At 51.4% G+C, this 20310-nt stretch carries 20 protein-coding genes and 1 riboswitch; of the genes, 13 read left to right on the top strand and 7 right to left on the bottom strand.

The annotated features are described in order from the left end of the window. The first annotated feature begins 55 nt into the window (after window positions 1–55). Window positions 56–823, top strand: coding sequence for a nitrilase-related carbon-nitrogen hydrolase (locus tag BLU97_RS11870; protein WP_074761842.1), 768 nt, complete (start codon window positions 56–58; stop codon window positions 821–823). Here the strand turns inward: BLU97_RS11870 and BLU97_RS11865 are convergent. Further along, on the bottom strand, window positions 810–1706 hold the full coding sequence (locus BLU97_RS11865; RefSeq protein ID WP_074761751.1) for a cation diffusion facilitator family transporter: 897 nt from the start codon (window positions 1704–1706) through the stop codon (window positions 810–812). The two genes, BLU97_RS11870 and BLU97_RS11865, sit on opposite strands and share 14 nt — an antisense overlap. 94 nt (window positions 1707–1800) lie before the next feature. Next, window positions 1801–1903, top strand: a riboswitch (TPP riboswitch). On the opposite strand from BLU97_RS11865, the gene thiS reads away from it, so the two are divergent. The 8 genes from thiS to thiD all read left to right on the top strand — a co-directional run bounded on the left by thiS (window position 1890) and on the right by thiD (window position 8377). Beyond that, entirely contained in the window at window positions 1890–2087 is a 198-nt protein-coding gene (gene thiS, locus BLU97_RS11860) for a sulfur carrier protein ThiS (RefSeq protein ID WP_013063548.1), read from the top strand. (Overlaps the previous riboswitch by 14 nt.) A gap of 5 nt (window positions 2088–2092) precedes the next feature. After that, complete coding sequence (locus tag BLU97_RS11855) at window positions 2093–2713, top strand: thiamine phosphate synthase (protein WP_254771719.1); 621 nt, start codon at window positions 2093–2095, stop codon at window positions 2711–2713. Beyond that, window positions 2706–3479: a thiazole synthase gene (locus BLU97_RS11850; protein ID WP_074761749.1), complete on the top strand. Its 774-nt coding sequence runs from the start codon at window positions 2706–2708 to the stop codon at window positions 3477–3479. Before BLU97_RS11855 ends, BLU97_RS11850 begins: the two co-directional genes overlap by 8 nt. Before the next feature lie 20 nt (window positions 3480–3499). After that, complete coding sequence (thiC, locus tag BLU97_RS11845) at window positions 3500–5086, top strand: phosphomethylpyrimidine synthase ThiC (RefSeq protein ID WP_074761748.1); 1587 nt, start codon at window positions 3500–3502, stop codon at window positions 5084–5086. A 27-nt stretch (window positions 5087–5113) separates the two neighbouring features. Next, window positions 5114–5914 carry a HesA/MoeB/ThiF family protein gene (locus BLU97_RS11840; protein ID WP_074761747.1) on the top strand — a complete coding sequence of 267 codons (801 nt, stop codon included), beginning with the start codon at window positions 5114–5116 and terminating at the stop codon, window positions 5912–5914. A gap of 8 nt (window positions 5915–5922) precedes the next feature. Next, entirely contained in the window at window positions 5923–7056 is a 1134-nt protein-coding gene (thiH, locus tag BLU97_RS11835; RefSeq protein ID WP_013065566.1) for a 2-iminoacetate synthase ThiH, read from the top strand. Next, on the top strand, window positions 7053–7589 hold the full coding sequence (locus tag BLU97_RS11830) for a thiamine phosphate synthase (protein WP_074761746.1): 537 nt from the start codon (window positions 7053–7055) through the stop codon (window positions 7587–7589). Before thiH ends, BLU97_RS11830 begins: the two co-directional genes overlap by 4 nt. Beyond that, complete coding sequence (gene thiD / locus BLU97_RS11825; RefSeq protein WP_074761745.1) at window positions 7580–8377, top strand: bifunctional hydroxymethylpyrimidine kinase/phosphomethylpyrimidine kinase; 798 nt, start codon at window positions 7580–7582, stop codon at window positions 8375–8377. Before BLU97_RS11830 ends, thiD begins: the two co-directional genes overlap by 10 nt. A gap of 86 nt (window positions 8378–8463) precedes the next feature. On the opposite strand, the gene BLU97_RS11820 is transcribed toward thiD, so the two are convergent. The 3 genes from BLU97_RS11820 to BLU97_RS11810 form a co-directional block, all read right to left on the bottom strand. After that, the gene (locus BLU97_RS11820; RefSeq protein ID WP_074761744.1) at window positions 8464–8826 is read right to left on the bottom strand and encodes a hypothetical protein; all 363 of its coding nucleotides are present in this window, start codon (window positions 8824–8826) and stop codon (window positions 8464–8466) included. Between the two features lie 256 nt (window positions 8827–9082). Next, the gene (locus BLU97_RS11815; RefSeq protein ID WP_074761743.1) at window positions 9083–10621 is read right to left on the bottom strand and encodes a carboxylesterase/lipase family protein; all 1539 of its coding nucleotides are present in this window, start codon (window positions 10619–10621) and stop codon (window positions 9083–9085) included. A gap of 80 nt (window positions 10622–10701) precedes the next feature. Next, on the bottom strand, window positions 10702–11580 hold the full coding sequence (locus BLU97_RS11810; protein ID WP_074761742.1) for a patatin-like phospholipase family protein: 879 nt from the start codon (window positions 11578–11580) through the stop codon (window positions 10702–10704). An 87-nt stretch (window positions 11581–11667) separates the two neighbouring features. On the opposite strand from BLU97_RS11810, the gene BLU97_RS11805 reads away from it, so the two are divergent. From BLU97_RS11805 to BLU97_RS11790, 4 genes are all read left to right on the top strand, one after another. After that, window positions 11668–12600 (top strand): DMT family transporter, encoded by a 933-nt coding sequence (locus tag BLU97_RS11805; RefSeq protein ID WP_074761741.1) that lies wholly within the window; start codon window positions 11668–11670, stop codon window positions 12598–12600. A 33-nt stretch (window positions 12601–12633) separates the two neighbouring features. Continuing rightward, the gene (locus tag BLU97_RS11800) at window positions 12634–13776 is read left to right on the top strand and encodes an AraC family transcriptional regulator (protein ID WP_074761740.1); all 1143 of its coding nucleotides are present in this window, start codon (window positions 12634–12636) and stop codon (window positions 13774–13776) included. Window positions 13777–14046: 270 nt separating this feature from the next. Continuing rightward, a complete protein-coding gene (locus tag BLU97_RS11795) occupies window positions 14047–15702 on the top strand; it encodes a sulfatase-like hydrolase/transferase (RefSeq protein ID WP_074761739.1) in 1656 nt (551 codons plus the stop codon). After that, complete coding sequence (locus BLU97_RS11790) at window positions 15692–16864, top strand: anaerobic sulfatase maturase (RefSeq protein ID WP_074761738.1); 1173 nt, start codon at window positions 15692–15694, stop codon at window positions 16862–16864. Before BLU97_RS11795 ends, BLU97_RS11790 begins: the two co-directional genes overlap by 11 nt. 8 nt (window positions 16865–16872) lie before the next feature. On the opposite strand, the gene BLU97_RS11785 is transcribed toward BLU97_RS11790, so the two are convergent. The 3 genes from BLU97_RS11785 to BLU97_RS11775 form a co-directional block, all read right to left on the bottom strand. Beyond that, complete coding sequence (locus tag BLU97_RS11785) at window positions 16873–17289, bottom strand: hypothetical protein (RefSeq protein WP_074761737.1); 417 nt, start codon at window positions 17287–17289, stop codon at window positions 16873–16875. A gap of 75 nt (window positions 17290–17364) precedes the next feature. Beyond that, entirely contained in the window at window positions 17365–19878 is a 2514-nt protein-coding gene (locus tag BLU97_RS11780; RefSeq protein ID WP_074761736.1) for a BT4734/BF3469 family protein, read from the bottom strand. Next, window positions 19836–20309 (bottom strand): hypothetical protein, encoded by a 474-nt coding sequence (locus BLU97_RS11775; RefSeq protein WP_074761735.1) that lies wholly within the window; start codon window positions 20307–20309, stop codon window positions 19836–19838. The genes BLU97_RS11780 and BLU97_RS11775 overlap by 43 nt, the downstream gene beginning before the upstream one ends. Window position 20310: the final 1 nt, after the last annotated feature.

The raw sequence follows: 20310 nt of genomic DNA, 5'->3' as shown, positions 1-20310 counted from the left end.
TTTTTAGTTTTTTTGTATCTTTGCCGGCATATTATATTAATAAGGTATGAATAAGATGAAGATAGCTATTGTACAACACGATATACCCAGTAGCAATTTTTTAAATAATATGGACCGTCTGAATCCGTTGTTAAATCAGCAGCCGGGTGCCGATATGTATGTGTTGCCAGAAACCTTTGCCACAGGTTTTATGGCCGAGGGCTATGTAGGTGGGGTGGGTGCTCAGGCTCACTTTATGTTGCAGTGGATGGCGTACCAGGCCATGCTGCATAATGCCGCCATAGTAGGTAGTGTGGCCAAAAAAGATACAGAGGGATTGCTGCGTAACCGCTTGATTTTTATGCATCCTGATGGCAAGTACGACTATTACGATAAGCGCCATTTGTTTACGTATGCTGGCGAAACAAAGGATTATGTGCCAGGCGATCGCCGTGTGGTAGTAGAGTGGTGTGGTGTGCGTTTCCTGCTGCAGGTGTGCTACGATTTGCGATTCCCTGTTTTTTCGCGTTCGCGTGGCGATTACGATGCCATCATCTACGTAGCCAACTGGCCCGAACAGCGTCAGGATGTATGGCAAACCCTGCTGAAGGCACGTGCCATCGAGAACCAGTGCTATGTGATAGGTGTGAACCGTGTGGGTAGCGATGCTGCTTGTAAGTATATTGGTGGTTCGGTGGTGATTGATGCCTATGGCCGCACCATCGCCCAGTGTGCCGATGGTGAGGAGGGTATAGCTACCGTTGAACTCGACATGGAACAGCTGCAGCGTTTCCGCAAGAAGTTCCCTGTGCTGGACGATGCCGACAAGTTTAATGTTCTCTGATGCTTTTAGGTTCTACGTGTACCGCTATGTGTGTGTCGGCGCCATAGTGCTCGCGTAGAATCTTTTCTACCTCCTCGCTCTTGTTGTGAGCCTCGCGCAAACTGATGTCGTCATCCATCAGTATGTGCAGTTCTATGGCGTAGTGGTTACCCAAACGGCGCGTGCGCAGGGCGTGTGGTTCGGTTACCCCTGGTATCGAGCCTGCCAGCTGCAGGATTTCGTTCTCCACCTCGTCGGGGAGCGACTGCTCCATCAAATCGCCAATACCATTGCGCAGCAGATCAATCGACACCTTAATAATAAATAAGCCTACGATGATACCTGCAACGGGATCGAGCACCGTCCATCGTTCGCCTAAGAAAATGGCGCCGCCAATGCCGATTGCTGTGCCTATACTCGACAGGGCATCGCTACGGTGATGCCAGGCGTTGGCCTCTACCGCCTGCGAGTTGAGCTGGCGGGCCACCACCATCGAGTAACGGAACACCGCCTCCTTCAGTACGATTGACAGCAGTGCTGCCCAGAGTGCCAGCATGCCTGGTGCCTCTAAGGTTCCGCCCTGTGCCCAATGGATAATTTTTGTTGTTCCGCTATACACAATACCGATGGCTACCGCTAATAGGGCTACACCAATCAGCGTAGTGGCCAGCGTTTCGTATTTGCCATGCCCGTAATCGTGCGACTTATCGGTAGGTTTGCCGCTGATGCGTACAAAGACCAGCACAATGATATCTGTTACAAAGTCGGACAGCGAGTGCACCGCATCAGCAATCATTGCCGCACTATGTCCCACAATGCCCGCCACAAACTTAAACAGCAGGAGCACCACATTTACCGCGCCTCCCGCCATTGTTACCTTATATATCTCTTTATTCCTTTCCATTGTAGTGCAAAAGTAGTAATTTGATAGCAAATAGCAAAAAAAATCCCGTTTTATTTGTCAGAAAGAAATAAAAACATTACTTTTGCAGCGCAAAATTAAATATTCGGGGTGCTGAGGCATGTGCCAAAGCTGAGAAAATACCCATAGAACCTGATACGGGTAATGCCGTCGGAGGAATGCAATATGAAAGTAAGGATTAACAACAAACAACACGAGACGCAAGCCAAAACTGTATCCGAGCTTGCCGCCCAATTGCAGTTGCCCGCCAAAGGTGTGGCAATAGCCATCGATAATGAGTTGAAACCGCGCACTACTTGGGATGACACCATCCTGCAAGAGGGCGCCACTATCACTATTATCAAAGCTGCATGCGGGGGGTAAGGGCTATGTTACAGTTTATATCTCACTACACCGATAAGTATAGCTATTTGGACAGCATCTGCCTTGCCTTGCAGGGTGGTTGCCGATGGATACAGCTGCGCATGAAGGACGCTACCGACGATGAGGTGCGCCCCGTTGCGATTGAGGCCCAGAAGCTATGTAAGCAGTATGGCGCTACGTTTATTATCGACGATCGCGTGGCATTAGTAAAGGAGTTGCAGGCCGATGGTGTGCATCTGGGTAAGAACGATATGCCCATTAGCGAGGCACGCCGCCAGTTAGGTCCCGATTATATCATAGGTGGAACAGCTAACACCATCTGGGATGTAAAGGGCCACTATGCGGCTGGTGCCGATTATATCGGTTGCGGACCCTTCCGTTTTACCACCACCAAGCAGAAGCTGTCGCCGGTATTAGGACTGGATGGCTACCGACGGATTATTATCGAGATGCGTGCGGCGCATATCGATATACCCATTGTAGCTATCGGCGGCATTACCAAGGATGATATCCCCGCCATACTGGCTACCGGCATCACCGGCATTGCCCTGAGCGGTACGGTGCTGAGGGCTGCGAACCCCATTGAAGAAATGAAACACTTAACAAACATAGTTAATCATGAGTAAATTAGTAATTGCAGGACGGGAGTTTAACTCTCGTTTGTTTCTGGGCACAGGCAAGTTCAACAACAATGCGCTGATGGCTCAGGCTATCGAGGCTTCGGGATCGGAGATGGTTACCGTTGCCATGAAACGTGTGGAACTCGACGATAAGAACGACGATTTGCTGACACACATCACCCAGAATCCCAACATACAGCTGTTGCCCAACACATCGGGTGTGCGTAATGCTGAAGAGGCGGTGTTTGCTGCCCAGATGGCTCGCGAGGCCTTTGGCACCAACTGGTTGAAGTTGGAGATACACCCCGACCCACGCTACTTGTTGCCCGACTCGGTTGAGACCCTGAAGGCCACCGAGCATTTGGTAAAGCTGGGCTTTGTAGTGCTGCCATACTGCCAGGCCGACCCTACGCTGTGTAAGCATTTGGAAGAGGCTGGTGCGGCTACAGTGATGCCACTGGCTGCCCCCATCGGTACCAACAAGGGTTTGAGAATGAAGGATTTTCTGCAGATTATCATCGACCAGGCCACTGTGCCCGTAGTGGTTGATGCAGGTATCGGCGCTCCCAGTCATGCTGCCGAGGCGATGGAGATGGGTGCCGACTGTGTGCTGGTGAATACCGCCATTGCCGTAGCAGGCGATCCAGTAAAAATGGCCGATGCCTTCCGTCAGGCTGTCATCGCCGGTCGCCAGGCCTACGAGGCAGGCTTAGGTGCCATTGCCGATTGCGCCGAAGCATCAAGCCCATTAACTGCTTTTCTTAATGTTTAATGTTTAATCTTTAATGTTTAATGATTAATGATCACAAGGCCTATGCTCAGAGAGAGAAGGCCTATATGCAAGGAAATTTGTATCCTGATGTAAAGGTGGGTATGACCAAGGTGAACCTGACACCAACGGTGACGAAGGATGCCGATGGCAAAACTCACGTAGAGAAGAACGAACCAGTGTATATCTACGATACCAGTGGTCCTTATACCGACCCCAACTATACGGTTGACCTGAAGAAGGGGCTGCCCCCCATGCGCCAGCAGTGGATAGCCGATCGAGCTCAGAAGGGACAGGGCATCACCCAGATGGCGTGTGCCAAGGCGGGCATCATCACTCCCGAGATGGAGTATGTGGCCATCCGCGAAAACATGAACTGCCAGGCACTGGGTATCGAGAGTCATATCACCCCCGAATATGTACGCCAGGAGGTGGCACGCGGACGTGCCGTTATCCCCGCTAACATCCATCACCCCGAGAGCGAGCCGATGATTATCGGACGCAACTTTGCGGTGAAAATCAATACCAACATCGGTAACTCGGCTACTACATCCAGCATCGACGAAGAGGTGGATAAAGCCGTATGGTCGTGCAAGTGGGGTGGCGATACGCTGATGGACCTCTCAACGGGTAACAACATTCACGAAACCCGCGAGTGGATTCTGCGTAACTGTCCTGTACCCGTAGGCACCGTGCCCATCTATCAGGCTTTGGAAAAGGTGGATGGCAAGGTTGAAGACCTCTCGTGGGAGGTATATCGCGACACGCTGATTGAGCAGTGCGAGCAGGGTGTGGATTACTTTACCATCCATGCCGGCATCCGTCGCCACAACGTGCATCTGGCTGATAGCCGTTTGTGTGGTATCGTGAGTCGTGGCGGTAGCATTATGAGTAAGTGGTGCCTGCTGCACGATAAGGAGAGTTTTTTGTATGAGCACTTTGATGATATCTGCGATATTGTGGCCAGGTACGATGTAGCCCTGTCGCTGGGCGATGGCTTGCGCCCAGGTTGTACAGCCGATGCCAACGATGCCGCCCAGTTTGCTGAGCTCGACACCATGGGTGAGCTGGTGGTACGTGCCTGGGAGAAGAACGTGCAGGCCTTTATCGAGGGGCCCGGTCATGTTCCCATGCATAAAATCAAGGAGAACATGGAGCGACAGTTGGAGAAGTGCCACGAGGCACCCTTTTATACTCTCGGACCCATTGTTACTGATATCGCTCCTGGCTACGATCATATTACCAGTGCCATCGGTGGTGCGCAGATAGCCTGGCTGGGAACTGCCATGCTTTGCTACGTAACCCCCAAGGAGCATCTGGCTCTGCCTAATAAGGATGATGTACGCGCAGGTATCATTGCCTATAAGATAGCTGCCCATGCTGCCGACCTGGCAAAGGGACACCCCGGTGCCACCATTCGCGATAACGCCCTGTCGAAAGCCCGTTTCGAGTTCCGTTGGCGCGATCAGTTCCACCTGTCGTTGGATCCCGAACTGGCGCTGCAGTATTTTACCGAGGCAGGACATACCGATGGCGAGTACTGCACGATGTGCGGACCAAACTTCTGCGCTGCCAAACTGACGCACGACCTGAGGAAGATTAAACATTAAACATTAAAGATTAAACATTAAACTTTGATGGAACTAACGAGCGAACAACGCAGGCGTTATAACCGCCACCTGATATTGGAAGGTTTCGGACCTGAGGCACAAAACAAGTTGCTGCAGGCCAAGGTGCTGCTGGTGGGTGCTGGAGGCTTAGGATCGCCGGTTGCCCTGTACCTGGCAGCAGCTGGCGTAGGCACCATCGGTGTGGTGGATGGCGATACCGTGAGTATCACCAACCTGCAGCGACAAGTACTACATAGCACGCCCGATGTGGGCAGACCAAAAGTTGTTGTGGCTAAGGAGCGTATGCAGACCATCAACCCCGATGTGTGCGTTGAAACCTACGAAACCTATCTGAGCGAGACCAACGCCATGGAACTGATACATCCCTACGATTTCGTCATCGACGGAACCGACAACTTTGCCACCAAGTATCTGGTAAACGATGCCTGTGTGATGCAGGGCAAGGCCTTTACCATGGGTGGTATCAGCAAGTATAGCGGACAGCTGATGACCCACGTGCCAGGTTCGGCCTGTTACCGTTGTCTGTTCCCTGAGCCCCCTGCCAAGCAGGATGTGGAGACCTGCGCTATGGTGGGTGTGTTAGGTTCGATAGCCGGCATGTTAGGCACCGTGCAGGCCACCGAGTGCTTGAAATACTTAGCTGGGGTGGGCCAGTTGCTCACCAACAGTATGCTAACTTTCGATGCCCTCAGCATGCAGTGGCAGCGCTTTGACTTTGGCAAGCGTGAAAGCTGCGAACTCTGTGGCACTCATCCTTCGATACACCAGTTGAAGGAGTATGCTTTCAAACCCTGTAAATCAAAATAAACGAAAAGATGTTTAGTGACGAACTTAAAAACATTAGTTGGCAGGAAACCACCGAGCGCATAGCCAGCATGACCGATGCCGATGTGCGCCGTGCCTTAGGCAAGAGTCGTTGCGATGTGAACGACTTTATGGCCCTGCTGTCGCCTGCAGCCGAACCTTACTTAGAGCAGATGGCCCGACTCTCGCGTAAATACACCGAGGAGCGTTTCGGGCGCACCATGTCGATGTTTATCCCGCTGTATATCACCAACTCGTGTTCTAACTCGTGTGTGTACTGCGGCTTTCATCGCGAAAACCCTATGGCACGCACCATCCTGACACCCGAACAGATTGAGGACGAGTACCGTGCCATCAAGCAGTTGGCACCTTTCGAGAACATCCTGTTGGTAACAGGCGAGAATCCAGCCAAGGCGGGAGTGCCTTATCTGGCAAAAGCCATCGATATTGCCAAGCGCTACTTCTCGAACATCAAGATCGAGGTGATGCCGCTGAAGATGGAGGAATACCGCGAGCTGACCCACCACGGACTTAACGGTGTGATCTGCTTTCAGGAAACCTACAACCGCGAGCACTACCAGCTGTACCACCCACGTGGCATGAAGAGCCGTTTTGAATGGCGCTGCGACGGGTTCGACCGTATGGGTCAGGCTGGCGTACACTCTATCGGTATGGGTGTGCTGATTGGACTGGAGAAAGAGTGGCGCACCGATGTAACCATGATGGCCCACCATCTGCGCTATCTGCAGAAGCACTACTGGCGCACCAAGTACAGCATTAACTTCCCCCGCATGCGCCCAGCCCAGAACGAAGGATTCCAGCCCAACTGCTTTATGACCGATCGCGAACTGGCGCAAGCCACGTTTGCTATGCGTATCTTCGACCACGATGTCGACATCTCGTACAGTACCCGCGAACCCGCTTACATCCGCGACAACATGTGTACCTTAGGTGTTACCACCATGTCGGCCGAGAGCCATGTGAATCCTGGTGGCTACCACACCTATCCACAGGCTTTGGAGCAGTTTACGGTAAGCGATGAGCGTACGGCTAAGGTGATAAACACCCGTTTGAAGGAACTGGGTCGCGAACCCGTTTGGAAGGATTGGGATGCTTCGTTCGACATGTGTAAGAAGTGTGTATGATTATCGTCATTACGCGCCCTGATTTCTTCGAGGGCGAAGCCGAAAAGATTGCCCAGCTGCTGCAAAGCGGCAGGGCCGATCTGGTACATATACGTAAACCTAGAGCCAGCCAGAGCGAGGTAGAGCAGCTATTATTTTCCATTCCCACAGAGCTCTACTCGCGTCTGGTATTACACGATCATCACTCGCTGGCCATCAAGTATGGCTTGCGAGGGGTGCATCTTAACAGTCGTAACCCCGAGCCGCCAGCAGGGTGGAGTGGGGCAGTAAGCATTTCGTGCCACACGCTGAGCGAGCTGTCAGAGTGCCGCCGAAAGCCTTATGCCTACATGAGTCTGAGTCCTATCTTCGATAGCATTTCTAAGCGGGGCTATTACTCTACGTTTACCCCCGACGTCATCGCTGCAGCCCACAAGGCAGGCCTGATAGATGAACGGGTGATGGCACTGGGCGGCATTACATTCGATAAAATAACTGAAGTTGAAAAAATGGGCTTTGGAGGAGCCATGATCCTCGGCGACGCATGGAGGTAGTATTATCAATAGCCGGTAGCGACCCATCGGCAGGTGCCGGCATTCAGCAGGATCTTAAAACCATCACGGCTCATGGCTGTTATGGGGCTACGGTGATTACATCTGTCACCGCACAAAACACGTTAGGCGTACAAGCAGCTATGCCCGTGCCGCCCGAAGTAGTGGGCCAGCAGCTGCGTGCTGTACTTTCCGATCTGGAGCCTAAAGCCATCAAGATAGGAATGCTGCCTGATGCCGAGGTGGCTCAGGTGGTAGCCGACGAACTGCGCACCTATCTGGCGCAGCACCCCGTGCCAGTGGTTTACGATCCGGTGATGGTATCCACCAGCGGTTATCCGCTGATGGCACCCGAGGCCATACAGTTGGTGGTCAGCAAGCTGTTCCCCCTCTGCACACTCATCACTCCCAACCTGCCCGAAACTAACCGTTTGCTGCAACTGATCGGAAAGCCCATCCCGTCATCGTTTGTGCAGGTGGCTGGCGAAACTCTCTCGCGATATTTTGGTTGCGCTTTTCTGCTGAAGGGCGGCCATGCTGATTCGCCACAGATGGTGGATCTGCTGTTTGAGTGCGATGGCAACGTGAGCACTTTTGCCACCGAACGTATCGCTACCAGCAATCTGCACGGTACGGGTTGCACACTCTCATCGGCTATTGCCTCGAACTTAGCCTTGGGGCATCAGCTACCCGATGCGGTGGGGCAGGCCAAGCAGTTTATTACCGAGGCTATCCGCAAGTCGGCAGCTATCCGAATCGGTCGTGGTAACGGTCCGCTGCAGATGCCGTAACTTTCAGGACATAAAAAAAGGACACCCTCCGTTACCGGATGGATGTCCTACTATCCCATGGATTAGAATTATATAAATCTCTCTTTTTACTTGTTCAGACCGCGGTTGTTGAGTGTGATGTTCAACAGCATCAGGTACTTCTTCATCTGCTCAGCATTCAGAACGCGGCTCATACGCTTAACGTCGGTGTTGATAGCGTCCTTAACCATTGCATCGCGATTAGCATTACCATACTGTGCAGCGTAAGTCATCTCGGTGCTGAACACGTGGTGAATGTTCTCAACAGCAGCCTTCTGATTGTCGCCCAGGTTCAGAGCATCAGCCAGCTTATTGATATTGATATCCATCTTATAAGCCTCTACGTTGGCTACTGCGTTTGTGTTCTCATCCTCAGCAAATGCGGTTGTCATACTCAACATTGCTACCATCATCATAATCATCTTTTTCATCTTTTTACCCTTTCTTAATTTTACTCAGTCGGCCTTTCACGGTCGGCCTACTTTAAACATTTTTGTTATCCTTTGTTTCTTTTTGACGGTGCAAAGGTATGGCGACTTTTTGAATTAAACAAGCATTTTTATTTAATTGTGCGCGAACACAGCGCTTTTATTGATACAAATCATGTTATTGATTCAGGTCAACGATAGATACAAAAAGTCCGCCTACGAATGCAGACGGACTCTCTGTTTGTTAATACTTAATACTTTATTTAGCAGTTGTAGATGGACGTGCAGGAGCAGGACCGAAGCTGAATGCGGGCAGCTTCGACTTCTCGGGCTGGCCTAAGAACGAAGCCTCGGCATCCTTCTCGTCAAGCTTGAATACCATAAACTTGGTGCTCTTAGCGGTGCAAGGAGTCCAGGCACCACCCTTGGGACCGTTAGGATCGCTGTACTTTACAAAGTTGGTCCATGCAGTAAGCATCTTCTCGCTCAGATCCCAGTCGCCCTTAGTCCAGGGGCGCCAGCAGTGCTTCAGGCTCTTGAATACAAACCACAGATCGCTTGAGTGGAAAGCACCCTTCAGGCGCTGGGTTACTTCGGGATGACTGCCATCATCGGGCAATGGACGTGCAAACTGGTAGGCCCAAGCCTTACCGCCCTTCTGCTCGCGAACTTTACAGAACTCGGCAATGTTGGGTGCCATGTTACCCATATCGTCCAGTGTAAAGCCAATCATATAAGGTACGTCGGCCAGTGTGCCCTGGCGGGTGGCATCATCAAAGCTCTTCTCGCTTACGTAGCCATCAATCATAGGCATGAATGGCAGTCCGCGCATAAATGGGAAAGCGCCAGCCTGCTGCTGTCCGTCGTTGTTCACCTGATAGTACAGGGTGGGCAGGGCAAAGATAGTCTCGGTGCTGGCGGCGCGCATCTTCTGCAGGTCGGTCAGTCCGGCCCAATCGAACACCTTTTTGGCGTTAGCCTCGGCCTCCTGTACAGTACCGCCACTGTAGCGACCACCCATCATGTTGCCGTTGGCATCGGGAATGCTCAGTCCCTGGGCACTCATAATCACAGCCTTGTGGAACAGGCCGCGAGCCAGAGGGCTCTCGCACAGTGTACGTACGCTACCACCACCGGCGCTCTGTCCGAAGATAGTTACGTTATTGGGGTCGCCACCAAACTGGGCGATATTCTTCTTAATCCACTTCAGGGCCTCAATCTGGTCGAGGATACCATAGTTACCCGATACGTGGTTGGGGTTCTCGGCTGCCAGTGCAGGGTGGGTGAGGAATCCGAATACACCCAGGCGGTAGTTGATAGATACCAATACCACATCTTTGGCACCCCATTCCTGTCCGTCGAACTCAGGTTCCGAACCGAAACCCTCGCGATAGCCACCACCGTGAATCCACAGGGCTACGGGCAACTTCTTGTTAACATCGCCAGGGGCCTTGGTCCATACGTTCAGGTACAGGCAGTCCTCGCTAAAGGCTGCCTCCTTACCATAACCCCACTCGGTGTAGTAGCCACCGGTATACTGGATGGCCTGATAGCTGGGGCGACCGAAGGTGTCGCAAACCTTCACACCCTTCCAGGGAACGATGGGCTGTGGTGCTTTCCAACGGTTCTCCTTGATAGGAGGTGCAGCATAAGGAATGCCACGATACACAAAAACTTCGGGATGATCGTCGGCCAGGATGCCTTGCACCTTGCCACCTTCGATTGTTAGAACTGGGTTTTCTGCAGCACCTGCAGACGCTGCTACAAAGAGCAGGAGAGACATAAATAGTTTTCTCATAATTATTGGTTTTGTTGATAATAACTAATGGTTCCTTTTATATTCAGGTTTATTTATTGACGTAGCGCGGGGCAAAAGGTTTAAACCGAAAGCAAAGTTTGGCGTGTTTTTTGTCGGCCTATGGCTATCAGCTTTTCCGATTTGTCGTAGTCGAATCCGCCGTAACGGGCCATCTGTATATCCACCAGCACATCGGGCTTGGTAAGCTGGGCCATCAGCAGCGAGTTCTGACGAATCATCAGCGAGCTTACACGCGACAGCATGGTGTAATAGTTAAAGTCGAGGTGGTCGGGCAGCAATCGGTTCAGTATCTGTTGCGACAGCGAGGTGCTGCGTTTGCGTTTCTCGGTTATTTCCTGTTGTATCTCCCATTGTGCCTTGTAATCATGACCGCTCACGTCGATGCCTACCAGCAGGTCGCCCTCGTGGCGCTCCACACGGTTAAGGGGTATAGGGTTGGTAACGCCACCATCAATCAGTATCATACCGTCGCGGCGCACAGGCTCGTAAAAGGTGGGTAGCGAGATCGAGGCGCGGATGGCTTCGAACAAACTGCCTTTGCGAAACACCACCTCCTTACCCGAAATCCAGTCGGTAGCCACGGCGCAGTAGGGTATAGGCAGCTCCTCGATCGGCACATCGGGCACAAACTCCATGATGGCTTCGATAATACGGCTGCCTTTCACCAGATGGTTCAGACTGAACGAGAAATCAGTCAGTTCCAACATCTTTTTGCGGTCGATGGTTTTCATCCACTCTCTGAAGTCCTCCAGCTTGCCTGCTGCATATACACCGCCTATCAGCGCACCCATCGAGCAGCCTGCTATCGAGGTGATATGATACCCCTCGTTAAGCAGTTCCTCGATGGCACCGATATGTGCCAGCCCGCGGGCACCACCACTCGATAGTACCAGAGCCACATCATGCTTTGTGCTTGTTTCTGTATCCTGTTTATTCATTGCAATCATTCTAATTTCGCGACAAAAATACAACTTTTTCGCGAAAATCGTATCATTCGTGCCAAAAAAACGTTATCTTTGCAACCTATGACTAAACAAAGTATATTCCAGCGTCCTGTTTGGGCTGCTCTCATGGCCTTTACCGCGGCGTTTCTGTGGGGATGGGCTTACCCGTTTATCAAACTGGGCTTTGCCGAGTTCGAGATTGCTGCCGACATGACGGGCAGTAAGATGCTGTTTGCCGGCATCCGCTTCTGTATCTCGGGACTCATCATCCTTTCGATAGCCCGTTTCACCCATCGCTCGTTCCAGTTCAAGGAGGCCGCCAAACCAAATCTCATCGGTAGTGCTTTGTTTCTGTTGGGTTTCACCTTACTTAATACTACGCTGCATTACGCCGCCTTCTATATCGGCCTGTCGCATAGTCAGGGCAGTCGTGCCGCCATCCTTAATTCGCTCAGCGTGTTTACGCTGGTGCTACTGGCCTGTATGTTTTTTAAGAGCGATAAACTTACCACCCGTAAAATCCTGGGTTGTACCATCGGCTTTGGTGGTATCCTTTCGCTCAACTTAGGGGGCGAGGGTAGTGGCCAGTTCACCCTGCTGGGCGATGGTATGATTATACTCAATGCTCTGTGCGGTGCCTTTGCGGGACTGATGACGCGAGGCGTAAACAAACGTGTTGATGTGTTTGTGGGTACGGGCTACAGTCTGGGCATCGGTGGTGCCCTGCTCATCATCCCCGGCTTGCTGCTGGGTGGCACGCTGCCCCATGTAACCCTGCTCGGACTGTTCTATCTGCTCATGCTCATCGGCATCTCAACCATCGGCTTTGCCCTCTACAACAAGCTGCTTACCTGCAATCCCGTTGGTAAGATAGCCATCTGGAATTCGCTCATCCCTGTGGTAGGTGCCGTTACATCGTGCCTCTGTCTGGGCGAGCCCTTCCTGCCTAAGTACATCCTGGCCGCCACCCTAACCACGGCAGGTATATACATTATTAATAAAGGAAAAGTTTAAAATCGTACAATAACAAACAAAACTCATAACCTTATGCCTACAACTCAATATTTACTACTGTTTGCAGTCAACCTGGCGTTTATCCTCACCAACCTGTACGGATGGATTCTTAAGTGGTACTATCGCCCCAAAGCCTACAACGCGCATTTCCACGAGCTGTTTCCTGCCCAGCGGTCGGTAGGAGTGCTGTACCTGATGCAGATTATGGAGCTGCCCTACCTGTTGCAGGTGGGCGACGCCGATGCCCTGCTGTATGTAAACGCCTTTGCCGTGCTGTTCTTCTCGCTGCAGATGCTGGTGATGTGCCACGGCTATTTCTTTGCGGCGCGAAATGCGGCCCGTGCCAGCGTGCTGGATCACAAATGGTACTGGCTGTTTATGCCGGCAGCCATCGTGCTGGCCCCCCTGTTGCTACAGGCCCTGGGCATGGTGAAGCTGCCCGATGGTTATCGTCCTTTGGCGTTTGTGGCTGTCAGCGTGGTGTTTGCTGCCTATTTCGTCCTGTCGGTCCGTATGGCACTCAAGATAGGTCAGGCGGTGCGCCGCGCCAACGAGGATACCTATGCCGATAGCGATGATTTCCCTGTGCGCTTTGCGCAGTACGTCCAGTGGCTACCCACGTTTATCTGTGTGCTGATGGCCATCAACTTCTATGCCGATAATGCCATCGTGAAAGCCGTACGCGACGTGTTTTTTACGGGTATGAACATCTGGTTCTGTATCTTTACCCTTAACCCCTGGCGACAGCCTTACGCGGCCCCATCCGAGCGCACAGCCCGCCCCGCTGCCGACGATGAGGACGAAACAGCACCTGCCGCTGGCAACTTCCGTTTAACTGATGAACGCTTTGAACAGTTGAGCGAGAAACTCGACCAGCTGCTTACCAAGGATCGGATTTTTACCGAGCAGCATATCACCAGCGATACGCTTACGGCACGCCTGGGTACCAATGCCACCTATCTGTCGGAGGTGATACGCCGCAGCGGTTACCAGTCGTTCTACGATATGATTTGCCAGCATCGTGTGCGCCATGCCATCAGTTTGATTACTGCCAAGCCCGATGAGCGCCTGCTGGTGATAGCCGAAGAGTGTGGTTTCTCTTCGCCGGCATCAATGACCAAGGCCTTCAAGCAGTTAGGCAAGCAGTCGCCTTCGGCCTATCGCCAACAAGGGTAGGGGGCTTTCCTTTCGGCGTATTTCTTTCCTTTTAGCGTATTTCTGCTTTCCTCTCAGCATATTTTTGATGAGGGGAAAGGTCGTTTGCGGCTATCGTGTGTATCTTTGCATCCGCTAATAATAATTATTACGCGTATGATGGCTTTAGAGATTATACTTTACGTACTGTTCGGCGTTACCGCCGTTATCGTGTTTTACCTTTTATATAAGGTAAACAGTTTTTTCAATCCTAAAGATCGCCATGATTTAACCTCTAAAAAACTATAGATAATGAACAAACAAAACATTCAGAAAACGCTGGTGCTGCTACCTACGAGTGCACTCCTGGCTGGTTGTTTGGATGCGACCGACAACCCTGCAAACAAAATCACGCCAAAGCCTAATGCCGACGGCAAGTACAACATCATCTTTATCACTACCGATCAGGAAGCCTATATGGAGCATTATCCTGCCGGTAGCGACTATGCTGCTCGCGAACGCCTGCGCGAGCTGGGTACCACATTCGAGAAGCACTACGCCTGTGCCAATGTTTCCACATCAAGCCGCTCGGTAATCTATACCGGCCGCCACATCACCGAAACCTGTATGCTGGATAACACCAACTACGCCTTTGTAAACGATATGTCGCGCGATCTGCCTACCGTGGGCGATTTGTTGCGCGATGCCGGCTACTATACCGCCTTTAAGGGTAAGTGGCACATCTCCGAGGATACCGAGTCGCTGGAGGAGTACGGCTTTAGCGACTGGACCGAGGGCGATATGTATGGCTCGGTTTGGGAGGGCTACAAAGAGGATGGCACCATTGCCGACCATGCCATCAGTTGGTTGGATACCAAGGGCAAACAGCTGAACAACGACGGTCAGAGTTTCTTCCTGGCAGTAAACTTCCTGAACCCACATGATATCATGTACTTTAACGAAACACCGGGTAAGTACATCGCAGGCGAGGCTACACCTGCACCCGACGATCCTGTTTATAAAAAGAGCTATCATGTGGCTGTTCCAAAATCGTGGAACGAGTCGTTCGACAAACCAGGCCGCCCTGCTGCACATAAGGAGTACAACAAGCAGTGGCAGGACTGGGTAGGTCCATCGCCCACCGATTCGCTAGGCTGGCACACCTTCCGCGACTATTACTTTAACACCATCCAGGACGAAGACAACCACATGCTGGAGCTGCTCAACTATCTGGAGAAAGCCGGACTGCTCAATAATACCATCGTTATCTATACCAGCGATCATGGTGAGATGCAGGGCGAACACGGCCTGAAGGGTAAGGGCGGTAATATCTACGAGAACAACATCCACGTGCCTCTGATTATCTATCATCCCGAGATGAAAGGCGGTCGCCATTGTTACAACCTTACCTCGCATCTCGACCTGGCGCCAACATTTGTTGATATAGCTACTGCTGGCAACGAAACGCAGTTTAGTGCTATCACCCAGGAGCTCCACGGCCACTCGCTCATGCCTGCTGTAAAGAATCCCGCTACCGACATCCGCAACAGCGAGGGTGCCCTGTTCTGTTTCGAGATGATATCTATGATTGATGGCGACTACGTGATGAATCCCAACCTGAAGCCTGCCTATCGTGCCGATATGAACAAGCGTGGCTTTGTACGAGGCATCATCACCCCCGATTATAAGTTTGCCCGTTACTTTGCACCTGTTAAGTTCAACACACCAGCCGATTACGAAGCCTTGTGGGCCGACAACGACGTAGAGCTGTTGATGTGCGGTACCGACGAGACCGAGAACTTAGCATGGCCTAAGGATCATAACGCCAACCAGCAACTGGTAGAACTGATGAACCAGAAGCTGAACGCCCTGATACAGCGCGAGATTGGTACCGACGATGGTAGCGAAACCAAGAAAGGCTATAAAGGCGGTGTAGAAATGTACGATAAGAATAAGTATGCCCAGTAGTGACGACTTGCGACACTATGCCATCGAGGTAAAGCCCATTGGTGCGGCTTGCAACCTGCGATGCCAGTACTGTTATTATTTAGCGAAGGGTGGTGGCCATGCCGCAGGCCCTTCGCTTATGACGGATGAGGTGCTCGAGAACTATATCCGTCAGGTGATTGATATCCACGGACGTTATGCCGAGATAGAGTTTGCCTGGCATGGTGGCGAGCCCACTATGTGTGGCATTCCTTTTTTTGAGCGGGCCATGGCGCTGCAACAGAAATACGGCGAGGGCCGCCACATACTGAACACGCTGCAAACCAACGGCACGCTGCTTACCGACGAGTGGTGCCAGTTCTTCCGCAATCACCAGTTCCGTATCGGCATCAGCATCGATGGTCCCGAGCATCTGCACAACATCTATCGCAAGGATGCACGGGGCGAGGGCACCTATAGTCGCACCATGCACGGTCTCGATCTGCTGTTGAAACATGGTGTTGAGTTTAATACCCTTACCACCGTTAATGCCGCCAACGCCACGCATGCTGCCGAGGTGTATCAGTTTCTGCGAGGTTTTAGCAACTACATGCAGTTTTTGCCAGTTGTCGAGAGCCTGCCGCAGGATGATAGCCATAAGAATGTGGCTTTGCCTCCAGGCATCTATAGCCGTCAGCCTCGCAAACTGGCCCCCTTCTCGGTTCAACCCGAAGCCTACGGCAAGTTCCTCTGTACCGTTTTCGATGAGTGGAGCCGCCGTGATGTAGGGCGGAAGTTTGTGCAGGTTATCGAGGCAGCCATTGGCAACCTTACGCACCGCCCAGCCGGTTTGTGTGTTCACGAATCTGTTTGCGGCCATTGTGGTGTGGTTGAGAAGAATGGCGACCTGTACCGTTGCGATCGCTATGTGTTTCCCGAGTATCGCATTGGCAATATCCTGCAGGGTTCGCTCCACGATATGATGCAAACCAACCGCAAGTTTGGCGAGTATAAACTCGACAGCCTGCCCTCCGCCTGTCTGCATTGCGATGTAGCCCATCTCTGTTTCGGTGGCTGCCCCAAGGATCGTCTGGTAGAGCGCATCACCCTTAACGGCCCCGAACGCCGCAACTACCTATGCCCCGGCTACAAAATGTTTTTCCGCTACATCTCGCAGAAAATCAAACCCCCAAAAGAGGGCTGACATTGCTGTCAGCCCCTACACATCTCCCAGCCTCGTAGCATAGCAAAATAGTCGAGACTATTGGAGCCATTTTCTTGGATGGCCATGGCGGCGCCAAGGGCTATCCAGCGGGTAGGACTTTCGGATGGGATGCCGATGGGTTCATCGGGATCGATGCCTGTGAGTTTCGACACGTTAGCGATATAGGCATTGGTGTCGTTCTCGTTCGACGGTGCCCACCTGCGGATGATGGTGCGGATGGTGTACAATCGGTACTTATGATAGTACGTGCGGGTAAGCAGGTAGAAGGCTGCCCGCCAACCATACTCCAGCGTTTTAAACTGTACAAAGGCGCGGTCAGTCTGTGCCTCTGCCAAACCTTTCCACTGGTCCTTGCTGCGGCGAATGTTCAGTGGATTATTGTTTCTAATTCCTCTTGGTAACATATTTTTTAATTGTTTAATTGTTACATTTTTCTAAATGTCCGAAGTGAGTAAGTTGTAAGTGAGTAAGTGGGTGCCTTACGGCAACTCACTCACTACCTTTTTATATACACCATACTTCACTACCTCAATCACCCCATCGTTTCGGAATCGGGTGATGGCACGCGAAGCTGCTTGTTGTGAAATACCGAATACCTCCACAAACTGCTGCGTCTTGAATTCTTCGGGTAGCCTACGAAAACACTCATCGTAACGGGTGCAGCGCTTCCTTACCACAAACTCCTTGTTCTGATCGGCAAAATAGTTGAATGCCATCTCGCCAAAGAAAAACTTCTGAGACTGATACTGAATGTCCATCACCACACGACAGAAACGCTTATCTGTCTCATCCATGGATAGCGTGTGGTGCTCCTGCCACTCGTCCCAATGGCGCATCAGGATAAAGGGCAACGAGATGCCGATGCCGTAATACGGAATACGCTTTAGCAACATGCGGTCGGCCTTGTCGCCGTTAAACTCGGCTATCTCCATCTTATCGGTCTGCCACTCATAAGTTTCGTCGTTCAGCGGTTCAATGGGAATCTCACCAGCCACCTTATCCAATCGGTAGGCCCACTTCTTCAACGTTTCTTCGCTACTCTCTATCACCTGTTGGTAACGCTCCACCTTGCCTTTATCGGGCAGAGGAATCACAGCCAGTCGGGTGCTCATACCTGTTCCAAAGTTACGCTGGTTCACCTTGCGATGCAGGGCATATGGCGTGCCGGTATAGATAAAGTTCCAATACACGTTGAACATACCTGTAACACTCTCCTGATTGGCATACATCTGTCCGTCCTCCTCGTTGTGGAAGGCTTTCAGTTCCAGTATCTCACGGTCTTTCCAATCGCCACCTTTATTATTTTTGGTAACGTTGTCGAGTTCCGAATCGAACGAGAACATGTGCAGGTTCAGCGGCTTGCCATCAATCGTTTCGATGGCGGCATTCATGTGGCGGATAAACTCACCGGTAGCCGTACGTGCAGGATGTACGCGGATGCCTACAGCAGGACGTTTCAATGCCTCGCCCTTCTGGGCTTTGGTGCTGGTGGTGCGCTCCGTACGTCCCTCCTTATAGCGGTTCACAGCATCTATCAAACAGCTATCGGCTTGAATCATCGGGTCGGCTATCTGCTTGTAAAACTCCTCAATCATATGCTTTCCCGCACCAGGATCGCCGATAATAAAGATGCAGTAATTCAGCCTGCGAACAATCTTTGGTGCAAACCAGAAGTGATACCAGGCTCGAGTCATCAGCGTTCCGAAAAGCGCCGCCGACGAGAACAATACCGCAGGCAGTTTATAGGGATGCACATTCACAAACAGTTCCTTCATACAAGGGTAAACATCGGCCATCTCCTGCAACTCTTCAGCCCACTTATCCAGCGGCAATTGCGAGTAAACATCATCAGCCTCCGTACTCCTCTCCTCTTTTTCCACTTCTGTCCCAACCTCTAAAACCGCCTTCATCTCTTTTGAGATTTTTGGCAACCAGGCCTTACCTTTCTTGGCATTCTCGTTTTCCTGCGCCGTTACGTAATCGGCAGCATTATTCACGGTACGCTTCACATCCTCGCCGCGCTCTGCTATCATCTCCTGCACCCACGGCTGCACCATCAGCAGGGCCAGTGTCTTAGCCTTGTCGCGGTCGGTCATGATATACAGGTCGCGAGCCAGCACCACGCTGGCCTCATGGCGCGAAACCTCATCGCTACTGGTAGATCGTTTTTTCCACCATGCTGCGATTATCGAGAGTAACGGCATGCCATTGTACGTCAGAAGCTCAGCAATCCGCTGGTAGTCTCCATCGCCAGCTGATAAAGCAGGTTGGTTTTCTCCAGCACTTTCCACAGCGGCCATATCAACACTAACAGCACTATTCTTAGCAACGTTAATAGTAGGCTGGCTATGACCAGCATGGTATTCATCGTTAAATCTTTTACCAAATTCTTCGTTTTCATACGTAATCAATTTTTCTTCGTCAATAAAAATAATATCTTCACTTGTAGTCAGGAACGCACCCCTTGAGGCATCCTTGCAGGCCTCATCAGGGTTCAGTCCCAGCTTTTTAGAGAACACTATCTGGTTGTCTATCAGGTTACCTATGTTTACATCTGCCATAAACACAACCTTCAATCCATGCCCCGATGGTGTAACATACACAAACAGAATCCTTGCCTTATCCTCGTCAGATAGCTTGGCATAAGCTTCCTCCCAAACCTGGCGCACATCGCCCTCGATATGGTCAAAGTCGATAACGCACAAACCATTCAGCCGACACTTCTCCTGCTTTCTCCACATGCCCATTTTGGCAGTTTGCTCGCCAGTGAGATTACTTTCAAATATCTTTGTCGACTCGTCGTACGTGGCAACGAATATCACAAACGGCAAAGCTTTCTTTTTCTTGTCGTAGGTATTCTTATCGCCTCGTTCCAGCGCCTCGCGGGCCTCTTTTACAAGAGCCTGAGTTCGGGGCGCCCTGATGAGCGCCCTGAACTGTTCGGCTGTAACTATTTCGGTTGGTAAACCGAAGCTTCGTTGATAACAAAACATTTATCTATTTCGCTTGTTAAATTGTACAACTGCTTCCTTACATTCAATGCTCCTTCAACCTCGAATGTGAGCCAAGCCATCAGCTGTGGGTGCTCACCTTTAACAAGACAAACCTTCAAGTTGTCGTTGTTAACCAGATACTCGCCTTTCGGCAAGGTAGGTTCTGTAATCTCGATGTCCTTCGTCAGCTTAGCCAACTCCTTATGGAAATAGGCAGCCTTGTCAGCCACTTCATCCGGACATTTCAGTTCAATACACGTCAGCGGGTTCTTACCAGTGGTAGCATAACGCTTACTGCGACCCACTTTCTTCACATCCTTCTGAGCGGGTGCTCCCTTCTCCTGTGGTGTTACCTCAATCGAATCATCATCAAACACTCGGGTGTTCGATTTGAAACTTCTGATGCACTTACGTTTCTTTATGTCTTCCATT

The organism is Xylanibacter ruminicola (genome assembly GCF_900107775.1).
GTDB lineage: Bacteria > Bacteroidota > Bacteroidia > Bacteroidales > Bacteroidaceae > Prevotella > Prevotella ruminicola_C.
This window is presented reverse-complemented; position numbering and strand designations above follow the sequence as displayed.